The sequence below is a fragment of the Anabaena sp. 90 genome (genome assembly GCF_000312705.1).
Taxonomy (GTDB): Bacteria; Cyanobacteriota; Cyanobacteriia; order Cyanobacteriales; family Nostocaceae; genus Dolichospermum; species Dolichospermum lemmermannii.
The window spans coordinates 2,283,628-2,299,104 of sequence record NC_019427.1; the positions used below are offsets into that span (position 1 = coordinate 2,283,628).

The following is a 15,477-nucleotide window of genomic DNA, read 5'->3' on the forward strand; positions in this document are numbered from 1 at the left end:
AATGCAATCAAGGGCGCATAGCCTGCGCCCCTACGGGTTTTAAGATTTAAGGAAAATCAAAAATTATATTTTTCAATCTATTTCTGTGGCTATTTTGTCCCCACGTTCGAGTTCCCAAAGAATTTGATTTCCTTCCCGTCTTACCCGTGAAACTATCCAATTTCGCCACCGCCATTCATCACCTCGGCTGGTAACGGCGCTAGAGTGAACACCCATTAAGTCTGCTAATTCTGAACTGGTAATTAGGTAGCCTTTTTCGGCAATTTCGTCTGCAATCCGTAAGGTTTCCACCAAGTTGCGAAGTTGTAAAACCCTGATTTCCGTGGGTTGTTCGTTGGTTGTAGTCGCAGTTGGTGTTGTAGATAGTTCCATAGTGCTTGTATCTGATGCAGACGGACTGCTTTCTAGTGTGTTTTTATTAGTTATTGTAGAGTTTATTGGATCATTAGATACTTTTGCTGGGCTTATTTCCCCAATTTTAGGTAAATTTTCGTGAAGAAGTCCAGGTAATAATTGTTTGAGGTGAGGGATTTTATGGTTGGCGAAGGAACGCGCAATGACATCACAGCGTTCATTGCCAATATTACCAGAATGTCCGCGAACGTGTTCCCATTGTACCAGTCGGCTATTGAGTTGATCCAGAATTTCTAGGAGGTCTTGGTTTTGGACGGGATTCCCATCTGCTTTTTTCCAGCCGTTTTTTTTCCAGCCTTTTACCCATTTTGTCACACAATCAATGACATATTTACTATCTGTGTACAGGGTAATCGGTTCAGTTTGTCGAGATGATTTGAAAAATTCCAAGGCAGCGATCGCAGCTTGCATTTCCATTTTATTATTAGTGGTGTGCTGGGATGAATCACCCATTTCATGCACTGAACCATCATGAAAATAGACAACTGTACCCCAACCACCAGGGCCAGGATTACCTGTGCAAGCGCCATCTGTATATATACTTTGAATTAGACTTTGGGTAGACATGATCAAATTAGAGAATTCTCAAGGATTGATATATTATTGATAACGATACATTAATTCTAAGTTCACAACTTCATTAGTGAAACCCCACTGTTGATAAAATGGTATCATCTCTGGTAAACAGAACAAAGCCATATTTTCAACTTCTTTTAATTGGGGATGATTAACGACTTCATCTAATAACTTAGCACCAAATCCCATTTTTCTGTAACTAGGTTTAACAATGACATCATAAAGAACTCCGCGATAAACAAAATCAGTCAAAATACGACAAAAAGCAATTAGTTCTTTTTCCTCATTTACTAAAGCGATGATAATATCAGATGCAGCTAACATTTTGACAACACCTGGATATGTTCGGTTGTGACTCCAGAACTCATTTTTGTATAATTCCACAAGTTCGGAAATTTGGGTTTCATCTAATTGATTAACAACTTGGTAATTCATTTTTTTGATTTTATCAATCCTGTAAATCTCAAGCAGAAATTAAATTTATCTTTTTACGAAAAGCTGAAAATTGACGGCTGAATGCTGACAATATAAACGGTATTTTTGCTCTCATTTTTTCAGCATAAGCTTGATATTCTGCTATTTGTTGTTTAATTTCCGAAAAATGATCATGGTAATAATTAACTTAAATTAAAAAAAATTAACATAGATGACAAATCATAACTAACATCATCTTTTATTAATTTCATTAGACACAATTAGTTGTATGATATGAATGATAGGCAACCTGGTTGTCACTTCACGTAGTTAGGCGTAAATAAACTTAATATTAATCACTCTTCTGCTTGTTGGTATTAGTTTTACTGCTAATCAGTTAATTTATGCCTAAATACTTAACTTGGTTATTTAGCACATCAGAAAAAAACATTCTGATAGCTTGCCTGACGCAGCCATAGCTCAATACTAGCAGCAAAAACCACAAAAACCTTCACGACAAAGACGGAAAAATGATCCAAAAAATTTTGTTGGCTGTCTCCGGTTTAGGACACGCGGAAGAAATGCTCAAGAACTTGAAAGAACTACCTTCATTTCGAGGAGCAAAGGTCACAGTTCTCCACGTTGTCACCCCACAAAGCACTGCGGCTGTAATGACCGACAAATGGGAAGAAGGGGGCAAAATTCTCGCTAAGGCTATTCAGTATTTAAACTTAGACCCCAGCCAAGTTTCTTCTATTTTACGTCAAGGTGATCCCAAGGATGTAGTTTGTCAAGTCGCTGACGAAATGGAAGCTGACTTGATTATTATGGGTTCACGGGGAATGAAGCGGCTACAATCTATTTTCTCCAATTCCGTCAGTCAGTACGTTTTCCAACTGTCTTCCCGTCCCATGTTGCTAGTGAAAGATGACATTTATGTCAAAAACATTAAGCGCATTATGGTGGCCATGGATAATTCTGAATCTGCCAAAAACTCTTTAAATTTGGCTTTGTTCTTACTTAGGGGTGTTGCGGGTGGACAATTGGTTTTAGCTAATGTTAATGCAGATTTAGGTGGTAAATTATCAGGTATTACTGATCTTAAACCAGAGAGAAATTCTGTGTTAGGAATGGCTGTGGCAGAGGCAGAAAAGCAATCTGTAGCAGTGCGTTGTATTACTAGCAGTGGTAAACCTGGGGAAGAAATTTGTCGTTTAACTAATGAGTTGAATATAGACTTATTATTGATTGGTTCCCCGGACCGTCGCCCATCTATTGCTAAGAGTTTTGTTGATATAGATCGGCTCATTGGCTCGTCTTTATCTGACTATGTTCGTGTTAATGCTACCTGTCCAGTTCTCTTGGCACGCACTATTGGATAATGTCTTCATATTAGCGATGACTAAATAAAAACCCCTACACTATATGAGTTTAGGGGGGTTTTTATTTTATAGCCCAAGTATTAACTATCTTTTCCACCGATTTTAAAATGCTCACAAAAGCTAATAGCTGTTCGCAAGGCTGTTAATTAACCTTCAGTCTTGGAGGTTTGGATGTAAAGCATGATTAAAAACACGGCGGGTACTAATACGAACAAAATGCTCGCTACGAAACCCAAATCATTAACTTGCATAGCAAGATAGCCTTTTGTGTAATTTCGAGTCAACTATTCTAGAATAGCATCATCCATGACAGAGTGAAGCCAAATTTTTTTATCAGCCTTTAAGGTTTGGTGATAACAGTCACGGGTCCATTAACTAAGGTTTGACAAGCGAGACGGTAGTTATCAGGCTTGTTTTTGAATTTTTTGGTTTCTAAATCTGTACGCGGAGACAGGTTTTCTAATCCTTCAGTGATTTGGACAACGCAAGTAGTACATTGTCCAGCACCACCACAATTGGTCATTTTGCCGAAAAATTTATATATATCAATGCCATTTTCTACAGCTTTAAGTCGGAGATTAGCACCATCTGCGGCGACTATTTCTTGATTTTCTTTAACAAATTTGATATTTCCCATCGTAGCTTCCTGGTAATTTAGTATGTGACTGGATTAATTATATGGATTTCTTGCAAAATATTAAGAACTATTAATTTTACCAAAAAATAGGACAGGTGGATGTTACCTGTCCAAAAAATTGGCAATGGGTAATTTATCTAAAACCCACTGCTGCTTGCCAAACAAATGCAAGTAACAAGAAGAAGACGGGAATAACAGGTAAAACATCTACCAAGGGGTCGAAGATTTGGTAAGCTTCAGGCAATTTCGCTAGTAATAGTGCTGCTTCCATGTTTGTTTAAATCCACCTAATAATCAAATACAGATTTTATATGCGAGATATATTTTATCATGATTAGCTCAATGATCAGTCCTCAGTTTTTTCTAAATCAATTGCTGATGGTTCTAACCAATGACCAAAATCGGTAACAAAACGATCGCTCAAAATTGATGCGCGAATCTTTTGAGTAAAGCGAATTAATTCGGTGATGTTATGAATAGTCAACAAAGTATATGCTAATATTTCCTGCGATCGCACTAAATGAGATAAATAAGCCCGACTGAAATTTTCACAGGTGTAACAAGGGCAATCTGCATCCAATGGTGTAAAATCTTCACGAAACTTAGCATTTTTGATATTCCAGCGTTCACCGGAGACAATAGCCGTTCCATGTCTAGCCCAGCGGGTGGGAATAACGCAATCAAATAAATCTACACCAGAAGCGATCGCAATGGCCATTTCTCGATAAGTTCCCACACCCATCAAATAACGGGGTTTATTCAGCGGTAACAACGGCGCTGTAGTTTGGACAATTTGCGCCATTAAATCCGTTGGTTCACCCACGCTGACCCCACCAATGGCATATCCCGGCATATCCAACTGCGCCAATTCTTGAGCAGCACGGGCGCGTAAGTCTAAATATACTCCCCCCTGGACAATGGGAAACAATGCCTGATCCTGGCGTTGATGGGCGGATATAGAGCGTTTTAACCAGCGATAGGTTCGGTCAGTGGCGGCTTCAACTTCCTGACGAGTGGCAGGATAGGGAGGACATTCATCAAAAGCCATGATCACATCCGCCCCTAAAATATTCTGAATTTCAATAGAGCGTTCTGGCGTTAATTTAATGATTTGCCCATCATGAGGAGAACGGAAAGTTACACCTTCTTCAGTAATTTTCCGCATTTCGCTCAGACTGAAAACCTGAAATCCACCGGAATCGGTGAGCATGGGACCAGACCAACCCATGAACTTATGTAATCCACCACCACCAGCAACAATGGCTTCTCCCGGTTGGAGATGTAAATGATAGGTATTAGCTAAAACCATCTGCGCTCCTGTTGCTCCCAGTTGGGCAGGGGTGATAGTTTTGACATTAGCTAATGTTCCCACAGGCATAAACCTGGGTGTTTCTACAATTCCGTGGGGAGTAGAAAATATTCCGGCTCTAGCTTTGGTCTGGCTACAGGTAGCGAGACTTTCAAAGGAAAAATTGGCGCTCAAGGCAAAAATACTAGTTAGCTAAATTTATCCATCAACTTAACATTTTTGGTGTTACTTAGGGCGTTCGTGGGGGTTTTTGTCTTGTGAGGGTCATACCCCGCAATCCACTATGACCCCAAAGAGGATATGATTTTTTTGTTAGGGTTTGCTAATACCGTAGGGGGATCTACAATTCCTACGTTGTTACATCCTTTCTTTTTCTCCTTCTTCTGACTCCTGACTCCTGACTTCTGACTCCTGACTCCTGACTCCTTTAAAAAGAATCACAGCAGTCGTCATCAATTTCCGCATCCCATCTAGCTGCTAGGACTTGATCCATCATCGCTTCTATAACCGTAACGTTAAATTGGCGATCGCGTCTTGCTTGCAAAGGAGTAGAAAGAGGAATCAACCGTAAACACATTTGCTCTTGAACTAAGTCGAAGTAGGTTTCTTGCTGTGGGGATAGTTTTAACTCCAGATAATCAAAACTATCCACATTCACATATAGTGCATTATTGGTGACTAAAGTAGAGCGATGGGAATTAGCGAATACTTCCATTACATCCCCGTCACCCTCACTCAGTAGCTTATTTTCTTGGGTGTAGATGTAGTGGACTCTACCTAAATCATTCAGCAATCGGCGGATATCGAGTTTGTTGACAACTATGCCCATGTTGACTATACACGGAGCTGGCGTTTTGGTGTGGGGTAGATGATGACTCATAGAGAAATAGCGGTTTATGAAAGGTGAGTGACAACGCAGCCAGACTATCAATAAGATGGATTGTTAATTTCCCATAGTTCCAAAATATCAAGTTTAGGAGGCGATCGTCTCATCTTTTGAGGTAGATTGTCAGTCTGGGAGTGATTTATGATGAGAACATTTATATTCATGAATACTGGAAGTATTTGACTGATGGAACTCTATATAAAGTATGGCTAACGTTTTGCGCTGGTGGCAACAGCAATTGCTAAATTTAGTTGCGGCTGTGATTTTCTATACAGCTATTCCCTTACCCTATCTGCAAAATTTGGACTTCCAGAAGGTTGCTTGTTTTGCACCGGTGATTGGGTTAATGATTGGGGGGATTTTAGGTGGATTAGATACGGGAATGAATTATTTGGGTGTCCCCGTGCTAACTCGTAATGCTTTGGTAGTAGGTGCGTGGATAGCAATTACGGGAGGGTTACATTTAGATGGTGCGATGGATACGGCTGATGGTTTAGCGGTAGGTGATCCTGAACGCAGGTTAGAGGTGATGATGGATAGTGCTATAGGTGCGTTTGGGGCAATGTCCGCTATTGTAATTATTATTTTGAAAACTTCTGCTTTAGCAGAGATAGCTGAAAACCATTATTTTGTATTAATGGCTGCTTGTGGGTGGGGACGTTGGGGACAACAAATGGCTATTTGTCAATATCCTTATCTGAAACCGACTGGTAAGGGTGCATTTCATAAACTAGCTATTCGTTCTTATTTGGATTTGTTACCAAGTTTATTTTTATTGTTAGGTTTGAGTGCTGTTGTTTGGTTAATTAATCCGCAGAAATTAGTTTTATCTGTGGGGATGGTTTTGACTGGAAGTATAATTTCTGTTGTTACCGCAGCTTGGTTTGATTATCAGTTGGGTGGACATACAGGAGATACTTATGGCGCTGTGGTGGAGTGGACTGAAGCGTTATTTTTGTGTATAATTACCAGCTTTCTGTGATAATATATACCATCTTTCTATTGAGATAAATTTTGTAATAAGGAAGGTATGTATGTATGTATCATAATGATGATGAACAGGATTTTTATCATTTTCTAAAAGTGGAGTCCAGAAAAATTATGATTCTTAATGAACCTCAAGCACTAAAACCAATCTACAAAATGGAAGGTTTCAGCCATCCTTTGCTTCTCCATTCAGGCTCAATAGAGTTGAATGATACGTCGAATCCTCTTTACTCTGATAATGATTGAATTTATGCAATATTTACTTGATACTTGTGTAGCTAAATATCGCCAAATTGTCCGCGAGTTACTAATTTCTCATGCGACAATAAACGAGCCAAATAATGTTAGAATAAAATCACCCCTCTTAGATTTAGCTATGCGTGCGATTGAAACCACTGGTATCCTAAATACCCAAGGGCAAATCAAACTTGATCATCCCATTCCCCAAGCAAAGGACAGGGTTGTGCGCGTTATTCTTTTAATGCCAGAAGATGAACTTAATGAACAAACTTGGTTAGATGCTGTTTCCAATAACCCTAGCTTTGCTTTTCTGCATGATCCAGAAGAAGATATTTATACCCTGAAAGATGGACAACCTGTAGCTCATGAAGGGTAAAATCGTTTTAATTCAATTTCCCTTTGACGATTTATCTTCCAGTAAAGTCCGTCCTGCCTATTGTCTAACCAATACAATTGGAGCATATCAGCACATTATTTTTGCCCTCATCACCAGCCGTATTCCCGAAAATCCCCTTCATACAGATATTATTCTCAGACCAGAAAATCCAGATTTTATTATGAGTGGTCTTCGTAAATCATCAACCATCAGACTTGATCATTTGGTAACACTTCGATTGATGTTTCTCGGATTGTGGCATATCGTGGTAGTCTGACATCAGACATATAAGTTTTTTCAATCTCTCTTTTTCAAAAAAATCACATCCTTGTGTTTATTGAGAATATTCTGAGTTAATTCTCAAGATTATTGAGAATGTAATCAATAAGCTAACGAGTTTACTAGGGTATTGACATCTTGAAATTTTGTGCTATTGTCAAGATATATAATTAGCGGATTTTTATATTCAAAATTGATGTTCCAAAATCCAGGGAATAAATTCCCTGTCTTATAGCTAAAGTCGGTTAAAACCGACTATTGAAAACATAAAATTTTATTTTCTTAGTTTTATTGAGTATAATTTGTGATAAATTAATCAAAAACTGCCTGCTTCTGCTTCATATATGATTACTTGAATTTTCATAATTTATTTCGTTTAACTCGTCAATTCAATTATACCCAATTAAGGATGGATTGAACGCGCAAACCCTACTTCACAGGTTGCAGTTTTGTCACCTTGAGTTTAAACTTCCCTACCCCAGTTTCCCCAAAAGAATGAACGCGCACAATGTAAGTTCCTGTTTCTGTAATGCGGGTAAATAATAGAGAATTACTTGTACCGTCGGGAGCATCATCATTTTCTCCTGCTGTTGAACCATTGGGTGCTAATAGTGTAATAATGCTGTCAAAGTTTTCCGATGACAAATCAATAGATAAATTATCACCCTGATTTAATTTGATTGCATAATCACGAGCAAATCCCCCTTGTCCTGTGGGAATATCTTTGTTTGATAAGGTATCAGAAATTTCTGTCAAATTAGTTAACGGAATAGGGCTATATAACTTATTTTGTGCTGAGGCTGTTTTGATCCAAATCCCCATTGTTAGCAATGTAATAGGAATAATTAAGATGTTTCTGAAACCCACTGCAAAAATCTTTTTCATAAATTGAAATACTGTTCCCAGAAATACAGGGTAACTAATCTAATATAGCTTGATTTTTATTTATTTGTCGTGGCAACAGCAGCTACACCCAAGACTGTAATTTGATGTTGTTCAAGAGTCTGTACAGCAGCTTTAACAGTAGCACCAGTAGTATAAATATCATCCACTAATAAGATTGGTATATGGGGATGACGACGCAAATCTTTACCAATCACAAAAGCATTTACTAAATTTTCTTGTCTTTGAACTGCGGATAAACTAAATTGTGCTTTGGTTTCTTTGATGCGTTCTAAACCATTGATTTTCAATTTGTATCCTGTCACATTACAAAAACCTTCAGCTATTAATGCAGCTTGATTAAAACCCCGTTGTTTTTGTTTTTTGGGGTGCATAGGGATAGGAACAACTAAAAGCTGTTGTTGTGGTTGCGGTGAATGTAATAACCATGATTCCCCTAACCATTCTCCTAACACATAACCAATTTGTGGCTGATTCTCATATTTTAATGCAGCGATCGCTCTTTTGACTGCACCACCATAATTTCCCCACACAAATATTGGTAATGGTTGTTTCCATAAATAAGCAGGATTTTGTTTGTGACAACTTTGAATTTGCTTAATGCAATATGGACAAAGTTCCTTATCTGTAGAACGCTGACACAGGGGACAAGAGGATTTAAGAAAAAGACTCAGAAGGTTTTGGAATATCTTGATCATAGATATTTTACATAGACTAAATCACATCTGCTAGTTTCTACACCTGTTGTTGGTAGATAACCATTACTTTCATAAAGTTTAACAGCTTCAGCTAAAATACTGGCGGTTTCAATCCAAATTTGCTCAAATCCCCGCAAAGCAATTGCTGTTTCTAGTTGTTGTAATAAATATTTTCCTAATCCTAAACCGCGTACTTTTGGTAAAAGATACATTTTTCTAATTTCTACCGCTTTTTCGCCGCGATTGATGGGATAATAGGCAGCAGTCCCGACAATCTGATTCTGGTGTTCAATTACCCAAAATTCCCCACCAGTTGCTAAATAATATTCTTCAATATTTAATACATCCTTGTCTGCTTCTTCTGGTTGCCAAGGTAAACCATATTCTGATAATATAGAACTAATAACTGTGGCTGCTAAAACACGGTCTTTTTCTTGCCAATTACGAATGATAAAATCTTGGTATTGATACATAATAAAATGTGGTTGATAAAGTTACAATTCAATCTAGGAACCTTTTATAGTGTTTTGAATGATTAATCTAAAACCAGTATCAGTTCTAAATTTTTGCATTTTCTCTTTGTGTGAATATGGAAATTGTGGCTTTTTACTATTAGCTATATATGCCATTTTAGATTTATAAATAGCTAAATCATTATGATTAATAAAGACAGCAATTGTCTTTCTAAGTTGCCTATCTCCATCATCTATCCAAACACTATTTGTATACTTTCTGGCTTTTAATTCCACAAAAATAATACTATTGTTGTAAGTAAGCATACCATCACAACGACTATCCATTTTACCATCTGATCTGAGAATTTCAATACATTTATCAATAGCGGTAAATATCACCTCTATTTCTTGAGTATTCTCAACAATAGCAATCCATTTGCTACAATCAACAGTGTCAATATAAGCAGGATTTTCTAAAGGTGGTGGATCATCACACAGCCCAAATTTAGGCTGATTTATCTGACTTTGACAATTAGCATCAAAAAAATTTATACTCATATTTGTTCCTCAATTTCTAGTAAATCATCAAAAAGGTTATTAGTCTCTGCTAAGAAAGTATTGAGATAATTTTCATCAGAAGGTAATCCTTCATAAGTGGAAAGTTTGATAATTTCTCCACTTTCTGTTAATTCATATACAATTGAATCTTCATCAGATACACAAGATGTTTGAGGAACAATATTTTCTAGTTGTGCTTTGAGTAAATTGCTGTTTGGTAAATCTAAAATTTTCTGTAAAACATTATATCCTTTTATTGCTAATGTCAGATAATTAATAATATAAGGACTGTGGGTAGTGAGAATTAGTGTATTACCTTCTGTAAGGTTAGCAAATTCTAATAATTTATATAAAACGTCTTTTTGCGATTTTGGAAACAGGTTTTGTTCTATTTCTTCAACAATATTTAAAAAACATTCATTTTTATATTTAGAAGATAATACTTCTAAAGCAGCTTTTTTAACTTCCTCAGAAAGATTATCATTGGAGAGGATTTTTTCAATTTCTATTTTTAATCTTTGTTGTTCTTCTCCACTCAATTCACTTTGGGAAGAATCTTTATTTTGACCAATAGACAACGCAATATTTCTAGAAACTAAAAACAAAGGAATAAAAGACTGAAACCCGCTTGAAGATTCGGAAATATTTAATTTATAATCCTGTCCTAGAATATTTAAACTACTATTAATTTTATCAAATTCCAACTTTACATCACCCACTGGTAAAGTCAGACTTTCTGATAATTCCTGTTGTGAACGCTCTAATTCCTCAAAAAAAGTAGATAATGATTGAGGTAATCTTTTTAATTTTTCTGCCCCTTTAACTACACTAAAAAAATTTCTCTCTGCTGGTACATACATAATTTTTGGCAGAATATACTTTTGACTATTATTACGTAAACCATATAATTTTCCATTGACATAATTAAAAATATAGGCATTACCACGATATTCTATTTCTGTTTCTGGTAAAAAATAATTTTTTAAGTTTTGATATTTAAAGCACGTATTAAAAAATCTTTTATTGCTTGTAACATCATTTATTTCTAAATTTTCACGATATAACTGTTTTTCCAACCAACTTAATGTTGAAATTAGTTTAGCAATACTACTTTTTCCCGTTCCTTGATTACCGATAAAAACAGTAATTTTGCGAATGTCTATAAATCCATTATTTTCTGCAAAACCCGACTTAATTGGTCCGAAATTTTTAACTTTTATTTGACTCATATATCATCTTTATTTGCTGTATTTACTTCGTTTTCCTTTTCTAGTAAAAACATTATAATTCAAAATCTGATTAACAATAATTTATTTTTCATAATAAAAACGCCCCCCTCGTGGAGAGCGTTTTTTATTTAACTAGACTCTAGTTATTAACCGTTGATAGCAGGAGCGCTTAAAGCAACAGGAGCAACATCAGCAGCAGCCAAGTCTAGAGGGAAGTTGTGAGCGTTACGCTCGTGCATTACTTCCATACCTAAGTTAGCGCGGTTGATTACGTCAGCCCAGGTAGCAATAACACGACCTTGAGAATCCATGACAGATTGGTTGAAGTTGAAACCGTTCAAGTTGAAAGCCATTGTGCTAACACCCAAAGCTGTGAACCAGATACCAATTACAGGCCATGCAGCGAGTAAGAAGTGTAGTTGACGGCTGTTGTTGAAGGAAGCGTATTGGAAAATCAAGCGACCGAAGTAACCGTGAGCAGCAACGATGTTATAGGTTTCTTCTTCTTGACCGAATTTGTAACCGTAGTTTTGTGATTCGTTTTCGGTTGTTTCTTTAACCAAGGAAGAAGTTACGAGTGAACCGTGCATTGCAGAGAACAAAGAACCACCGAAGACACCAGCTACACCTAACATATGGAAGGGGTGCATCAAGATGTTGTGTTCTGCTTGGAACACGATCATGAAGTTGAACGTTCCAGAGATACCTAAAGGCATACCGTCTGAGAATGAACCTTGACCGATTGGGTAGATTAGGAATACTGCGGTAGCAGCAGCTACAGGTGCGGAGAATGCTAGGCAAATCCAAGGACGCATTCCTAAGCGGTAAGAAAGTTCCCATTCACGACCGAGGTAGCAGAATACGCCGATCAAGAAGTGGAATACTACTAACTGGTAAGGACCGCCGTTATACAACCACTCATCTAAAGAAGCAGATTCCCAAATAGGGTAGAAGTGTAAACCGATAGCGTTGGAGGAAGGAACTACTGCACCGGAGATGATGTTGTTTCCGTAGAGTAGAGAACCTGCAACTGGTTCGCGGATACCGTCAATGTCCACGGGAGGAGCAGCGATAAATGCAATTACAAAGCAAGTAATTGCAGCGAGGAGGGTAGGGATCATTAATACTCCGAACCAACCGATATATAAACGGTTGTCAGTGCTGGTGATCCATTCGCAGAAGCGATTCCATACGTTAGCACTTTCGCGCTGTTGTAAGGTAGTTGTCATGTGTTTATAATTGCGTTTGAGTTATGTATGTTTCGGTAGGTGTTTCTACCTCATGAATTTATATTAAGCGATATGTTTCGATTTGTAAAGGGGTTTTCGGAATATTTTTTAATAAATCTTGTAAGTTGGGTCATAGAGAAGGTTATATTGTAGACAGGCTGGGGGTTTCAGGCATTAATTATTTTTGTGATAATTTCTGATTTTCTGGGAACGCAACTCCCTACTTCATTCATGAACCCCTGCATTTTTGGACGCAGACCCTGCTCCCTACTATATATGTCTCTATCTAGTCAAAATATTGTTACCTATAGCCCTGCTTATACTATTGTTCCCACTTATGAGTGCTTTAACCGCTGTTCTTATTGCAATTTCCGCACTGAACCGGGTAAAAGTCCTTGGTTGACTCTTGGGGAAGCTAAAGAGATTTTTTTACAACTTAAACAACAAAATGTCTGTGAAATCCTGATCTTGAGCGGTGAAGTCCATCCCCATTCAGCCCGACGGGAAGCTTGGTTTGAGCGAATTTATGATTTGTGTGCCTTAGCAATAGACATGGGATTTTTACCCCATACCAATGTTGGTCCACTGAGTTGGGTAGAAATGCAAAAACTGAAAACGGTGAATGTGTCCATGGGGTTAATGTTGGAGCAGTTGACACCAAAACTATTAAGTACAGTCCATCGTCATGCACCAAGTAAATTGCCCCAAGTGCGATCGCAACAATTACAATGGGCAGGAGAGCTAAAAATCCCCTTCACCACAGGGTTACTTTTAGGAATAGGGGAAACAGAGACAGATTGGTGGGAGACGTTAGCGGCTATTTCTGAATCTCATGCACATTACCATCATATTCAAGAGGTAATTCTCCAACCCCACAGCCCCGGAACGGTGCAAACCTTTGACGCACCACCATTTAACCCTCATCAATTACCAGAAATTATCGCCAAAGTGCGGGAAATTTTACCAGCAGACATTACAATCCAGATTCCCCCGAATTTAGTTAAAGATGAAAATTGGTTACTTGCTTGTATAGCCGCTGGAGCGAGGGATTTAGGGGGAATAAGTCCCAAGGATGAAGTTAATCCTGATTATCCCCATTTACAGGAACAGGAACTCAGAAACATCTTAAAATCTGGGGGCTGGGAGTTAGTACCACGTTTACCACTGTATCCCCAGTTTGATGATTGGTTGGGTGCAGGTTTACGACAAAATGTAGAAGAATGGCGAGAAAGATTTAAGCTCTAGACACTGAGCTTTACGCTTACTGGGTAATCCTGTAACATTAAATATGCTAATTAATTTAATGTATTCACACTGTAAACCAATATGGCTACTAATACATCCTCTAACACATCCTTCTTGCTCCAGTTAATAGGTATAATCTGTATATTGTTCTTTTCTGTAGACTGTCTATTTTTATTATTCCCTTTGCAATTTACAGATAAACTCTGGCAAATTAACTTGTGCAGAAGTCTTGTAAATCAGGGTATTGTACCATTGCTTGGTCTGGGAACAATTCTAATTGCATACTGGGTTGGTAAATCTAGTGGATCTAGTGAAAGTAGTCGTTCCTCGTCTTCTGGTCTAAAATTGCCAATTTTTATCCTCTCTAGTTTGTTAGGACTGATATTTTTGTTGATTTTTCCCCTACATCTGAGTAACGTCAATCAACTAAAGGCAGAGGGGTTAGCACGGATTGAGAAAGAAGCGGAACAGTCAGAAACCCAAGTGAAAAATCAATTAGCACAACTCCAAAATCAACTTGGTAATGATCAGGTAAAAGCATCTGTAGAGAAACAACGCGCTGCATTAAAAGAGCAACTCAGAACCCAGCTAAATGAACTGGTTAAGGATGACAAAAAGTATAATCAGGCACTTAGCGATAGTCAATTACCTGAGGCACAGAAGGATCTACTCAAGCAGTATAAAACAAATCTTAACTCTCTTGATAATTTTATCGCCCAGCAAACAGACCCTCAAAAACTAGCAACCCAAAGACTTAACCAAATTCAGACTCAAACACAACAACAGTTGCAGAAAACCCAGGAAGATGCCTGGAAGGAATTGCGAACTGGTATTAATAGTTTATTATTGTCAATTGGTTATATCGTCATCGGCTGGAGGGGATTAAGAGGTATGGGTATTTCCAAAAGTAGTTCTAGAGGTTGAGTAGCTCCTTAGTAATTTGCTAACAAATAATAATGTAACCCTGGTTAGTATCCTATGTACACGCTGTTTGGTAGAATGTCTAGGTTGTTTAATCTCATGATCTTCATCTTTGAGTCAGTCAATAGATACTATTAAACTCGATACCTTAGCCCAAGAACTAGCAACCATCCAGCAAACAGGTTCCAAGCGGATTGCCTTGCTAGGTTCTCGTCATGTGCCAATTACCCATCAGAACCTCATTGAAATGATGACTTATGCCCTGATTCTATCGGGCAACCGCATCATTACTTCTGGTGCTACAGGCACAAACTCTGCGGCCATCCGGGGCGCAACCAAGGCTGATCCCAACTTACTCACGGTTATTTTACCCCAAAGTTTGGAACGTCAACCCCAAGAATCGCGCCAGCAATTAGAACAGGTTATGCACTTAGTGGAAAACCCCAGTAATGATAACTTGTCCCTAGCTGAAGCGAGTTACCTATGTAACAAAGAAATCGTCTCTCGTTGTCAACAACTAATCTGCTTTGCATTTCACGATAGTCGCACTTTGCTACAAACTTGTAGTGATGCCGAAGACCAGCGAAAAGTGGTAACACTCTTCTACTTTGACTAGAGTGAACGGCAGTTTTTGCAAAGCTAATGATAGAGATGGAAAATCATTGGGTAAAGGGTAATGATTTCACTAAATTACCCCTTATCCATTGACAAAAATGATCAATACCTGACCAAGTACCCT

Annotated in this window: 20 protein-coding genes; 7 read left to right on the forward strand and 13 right to left on the reverse strand. The window is 37.9% G+C overall.

Features of this window, described 5'->3' with window-relative positions:
- Positions 1 to 72: 72 nt before the first annotated feature.
- The gene (gene rnhA / locus ANA_RS09955) at positions 73 to 981 is read right to left on the reverse strand and encodes a ribonuclease HI (protein WP_015079943.1); all 909 of its coding nucleotides are present in this window, start codon (positions 979 to 981) and stop codon (positions 73 to 75) included.
- Between the two features lie 33 nt (positions 982 to 1,014).
- Positions 1,015 to 1,425, reverse strand: a complete 411-nt coding sequence (locus tag ANA_RS09960) for a GNAT family N-acetyltransferase (RefSeq protein ID WP_015079944.1) — start codon at positions 1,423 to 1,425, stop codon at positions 1,015 to 1,017.
- Positions 1,426 to 1,934: 509 nt separating this feature from the next.
- On the opposite strand from ANA_RS09960, the gene ANA_RS09965 reads away from it, so the two are divergent.
- Complete coding sequence (locus ANA_RS09965) at positions 1,935 to 2,786, forward strand: universal stress protein (protein WP_015079945.1); 852 nt, start codon at positions 1,935 to 1,937, stop codon at positions 2,784 to 2,786.
- A 146-nt stretch (positions 2,787 to 2,932) separates the two neighbouring features.
- On the opposite strand, the gene psbM is transcribed toward ANA_RS09965, so the two are convergent.
- The 5 genes from psbM to ANA_RS09980 all read right to left on the reverse strand — a co-directional run bounded on the left by psbM (position 2,933) and on the right by ANA_RS09980 (position 5,612).
- On the reverse strand, positions 2,933 to 3,037 hold the full coding sequence (psbM, locus tag ANA_RS24460) for a photosystem II reaction center protein PsbM (protein WP_015079946.1): 105 nt from the start codon (positions 3,035 to 3,037) through the stop codon (positions 2,933 to 2,935).
- 89 nt (positions 3,038 to 3,126) lie between these two features.
- Complete coding sequence (locus tag ANA_RS09970) at positions 3,127 to 3,423, reverse strand: 2Fe-2S iron-sulfur cluster-binding protein (RefSeq protein WP_015079947.1); 297 nt, start codon at positions 3,421 to 3,423, stop codon at positions 3,127 to 3,129.
- 133 nt (positions 3,424 to 3,556) lie between these two features.
- Positions 3,557 to 3,694 carry a photosystem II reaction center protein K gene (locus ANA_RS24465; RefSeq protein WP_006195022.1) on the reverse strand — a complete coding sequence of 46 codons (138 nt, stop codon included), beginning with the start codon at positions 3,692 to 3,694 and terminating at the stop codon, positions 3,557 to 3,559.
- A 75-nt stretch (positions 3,695 to 3,769) separates the two neighbouring features.
- Positions 3,770 to 4,906 carry a tRNA guanosine(34) transglycosylase Tgt gene (tgt, locus tag ANA_RS09975; protein WP_015079948.1) on the reverse strand — a complete coding sequence of 379 codons (1,137 nt, stop codon included), beginning with the start codon at positions 4,904 to 4,906 and terminating at the stop codon, positions 3,770 to 3,772.
- 253 nt (positions 4,907 to 5,159) lie between these two features.
- Complete coding sequence (locus ANA_RS09980; protein WP_015079949.1) at positions 5,160 to 5,612, reverse strand: hypothetical protein; 453 nt, start codon at positions 5,610 to 5,612, stop codon at positions 5,160 to 5,162.
- A gap of 211 nt (positions 5,613 to 5,823) precedes the next feature.
- Between ANA_RS09980 and cobS the strand changes: the two genes are divergently transcribed.
- The 3 genes from cobS to ANA_RS10000 all read left to right on the forward strand — a co-directional run bounded on the left by cobS (position 5,824) and on the right by ANA_RS10000 (position 7,498).
- Positions 5,824 to 6,600 (forward strand): adenosylcobinamide-GDP ribazoletransferase, encoded by a 777-nt coding sequence (cobS, locus tag ANA_RS09985; protein WP_015079950.1) that lies wholly within the window; start codon positions 5,824 to 5,826, stop codon positions 6,598 to 6,600.
- 255 nt (positions 6,601 to 6,855) lie between these two features.
- Positions 6,856 to 7,221, forward strand: a complete 366-nt coding sequence (locus ANA_RS09995; RefSeq protein WP_200863818.1) for a hypothetical protein — start codon at positions 6,856 to 6,858, stop codon at positions 7,219 to 7,221.
- Positions 7,211 to 7,498, forward strand: coding sequence for a type II toxin-antitoxin system PemK/MazF family toxin (locus tag ANA_RS10000; RefSeq protein WP_015079952.1), 288 nt, complete (start codon positions 7,211 to 7,213; stop codon positions 7,496 to 7,498). The genes ANA_RS09995 and ANA_RS10000 overlap by 11 nt, the downstream gene beginning before the upstream one ends.
- A gap of 431 nt (positions 7,499 to 7,929) precedes the next feature.
- Here the strand turns inward: ANA_RS10000 and ANA_RS10005 are convergent, their stop codons facing one another.
- The 6 genes from ANA_RS10005 to psbA form a co-directional block, all read right to left on the reverse strand.
- Complete coding sequence (locus ANA_RS10005) at positions 7,930 to 8,385, reverse strand: PPC domain-containing protein (RefSeq protein WP_015079953.1); 456 nt, start codon at positions 8,383 to 8,385, stop codon at positions 7,930 to 7,932.
- 56 nt (positions 8,386 to 8,441) lie between these two features.
- A complete protein-coding gene (locus tag ANA_RS10010) occupies positions 8,442 to 9,101 on the reverse strand; it encodes a ComF family protein (protein ID WP_015079954.1) in 660 nt (219 codons plus the stop codon).
- Positions 9,098 to 9,574 carry a GNAT family N-acetyltransferase gene (locus ANA_RS10015; protein WP_015079955.1) on the reverse strand — a complete coding sequence of 159 codons (477 nt, stop codon included), beginning with the start codon at positions 9,572 to 9,574 and terminating at the stop codon, positions 9,098 to 9,100. The genes ANA_RS10010 and ANA_RS10015 overlap by 4 nt, the downstream gene beginning before the upstream one ends.
- Before the next feature lie 33 nt (positions 9,575 to 9,607).
- Positions 9,608 to 10,114 carry a hypothetical protein gene (locus ANA_RS10020; protein WP_015079956.1) on the reverse strand — a complete coding sequence of 169 codons (507 nt, stop codon included), beginning with the start codon at positions 10,112 to 10,114 and terminating at the stop codon, positions 9,608 to 9,610.
- Positions 10,111 to 11,343: an AAA family ATPase gene (locus ANA_RS10025; protein WP_015079957.1), complete on the reverse strand. Its 1,233-nt coding sequence runs from the start codon at positions 11,341 to 11,343 to the stop codon at positions 10,111 to 10,113. Before ANA_RS10025 ends, ANA_RS10020 begins: the two co-directional genes overlap by 4 nt.
- Before the next feature lie 146 nt (positions 11,344 to 11,489).
- A complete protein-coding gene (gene psbA / locus ANA_RS10030) occupies positions 11,490 to 12,572 on the reverse strand; it encodes a photosystem II q(b) protein (protein ID WP_015078361.1) in 1,083 nt (360 codons plus the stop codon).
- Between the two features lie 276 nt (positions 12,573 to 12,848).
- Between psbA and cofG the strand changes: the two genes are divergently transcribed.
- The 3 genes from cofG to ANA_RS10045 all read left to right on the forward strand — a co-directional run bounded on the left by cofG (position 12,849) and on the right by ANA_RS10045 (position 15,354).
- Entirely contained in the window at positions 12,849 to 13,817 is a 969-nt protein-coding gene (cofG, locus tag ANA_RS10035; RefSeq protein WP_041457922.1) for a 7,8-didemethyl-8-hydroxy-5-deazariboflavin synthase subunit CofG, read from the forward strand.
- Positions 13,818 to 13,898: 81 nt separating this feature from the next.
- Positions 13,899 to 14,741 (forward strand): hormogonium polysaccharide biosynthesis protein HpsJ, encoded by an 843-nt coding sequence (locus tag ANA_RS10040; RefSeq protein ID WP_015079959.1) that lies wholly within the window; start codon positions 13,899 to 13,901, stop codon positions 14,739 to 14,741.
- A gap of 109 nt (positions 14,742 to 14,850) precedes the next feature.
- Complete coding sequence (locus tag ANA_RS10045; protein ID WP_015079960.1) at positions 14,851 to 15,354, forward strand: hypothetical protein; 504 nt, start codon at positions 14,851 to 14,853, stop codon at positions 15,352 to 15,354.
- The last annotated feature ends 123 nt before the right edge of the window (positions 15,355 to 15,477 follow it).

Bases quoted from the DNA above. Each gene is read 5' to 3' on its own strand.
- psbM (WP_015079946.1), bottom strand. From the start codon at position 3,037: ATGCAAGTTAATGATTTGGGTTTCGTAGCGAGCATTTTGTTCGTATTA.
- rnhA (WP_015079943.1), bottom strand. From the start codon at position 981: ATGTCTACCCAAAGTCTAATTCAAAGTATATATACAGATGGCGCTTGC.
- ANA_RS10005 (WP_015079953.1), bottom strand. From the start codon at position 8,385: ATGAAAAAGATTTTTGCAGTGGGTTTCAGAAACATCTTAATTATTCCT.
- psbA (WP_015078361.1), bottom strand. From the start codon at position 12,572: ATGACAACTACCTTACAACAGCGCGAAAGTGCTAACGTATGGAATCGC.
- ANA_RS09970 (WP_015079947.1), bottom strand. From the start codon at position 3,423: ATGGGAAATATCAAATTTGTTAAAGAAAATCAAGAAATAGTCGCCGCA.
- ANA_RS10040 (WP_015079959.1), top strand. From the start codon at position 13,899: ATGGCTACTAATACATCCTCTAACACATCCTTCTTGCTCCAGTTAATA.
- ANA_RS10025 (WP_015079957.1), bottom strand. From the start codon at position 11,343: ATGAGTCAAATAAAAGTTAAAAATTTCGGACCAATTAAGTCGGGTTTT.
- ANA_RS10010 (WP_015079954.1), bottom strand. From the start codon at position 9,101: ATGATCAAGATATTCCAAAACCTTCTGAGTCTTTTTCTTAAATCCTCT.
- ANA_RS09960 (WP_015079944.1), bottom strand. From the start codon at position 1,425: ATGAATTACCAAGTTGTTAATCAATTAGATGAAACCCAAATTTCCGAA.
- ANA_RS24465 (WP_006195022.1), bottom strand. From the start codon at position 3,694: ATGGAAGCAGCACTATTACTAGCGAAATTGCCTGAAGCTTACCAAATC.
- ANA_RS10000 (WP_015079952.1), top strand. From the start codon at position 7,211: ATGAAGGGTAAAATCGTTTTAATTCAATTTCCCTTTGACGATTTATCT.
- ANA_RS10015 (WP_015079955.1), bottom strand. From the start codon at position 9,574: ATGTATCAATACCAAGATTTTATCATTCGTAATTGGCAAGAAAAAGAC.
- cobS (WP_015079950.1), top strand. From the start codon at position 5,824: ATGGCTAACGTTTTGCGCTGGTGGCAACAGCAATTGCTAAATTTAGTT.
- ANA_RS10020 (WP_015079956.1), bottom strand. From the start codon at position 10,114: ATGAGTATAAATTTTTTTGATGCTAATTGTCAAAGTCAGATAAATCAG.
- cofG (WP_041457922.1), top strand. From the start codon at position 12,849: ATGTCTCTATCTAGTCAAAATATTGTTACCTATAGCCCTGCTTATACT.
- ANA_RS09995 (WP_200863818.1), top strand. From the start codon at position 6,856: ATGCAATATTTACTTGATACTTGTGTAGCTAAATATCGCCAAATTGTC.
- ANA_RS09965 (WP_015079945.1), top strand. From the start codon at position 1,935: ATGATCCAAAAAATTTTGTTGGCTGTCTCCGGTTTAGGACACGCGGAA.
- ANA_RS09980 (WP_015079949.1), bottom strand. From the start codon at position 5,612: ATGAGTCATCATCTACCCCACACCAAAACGCCAGCTCCGTGTATAGTC.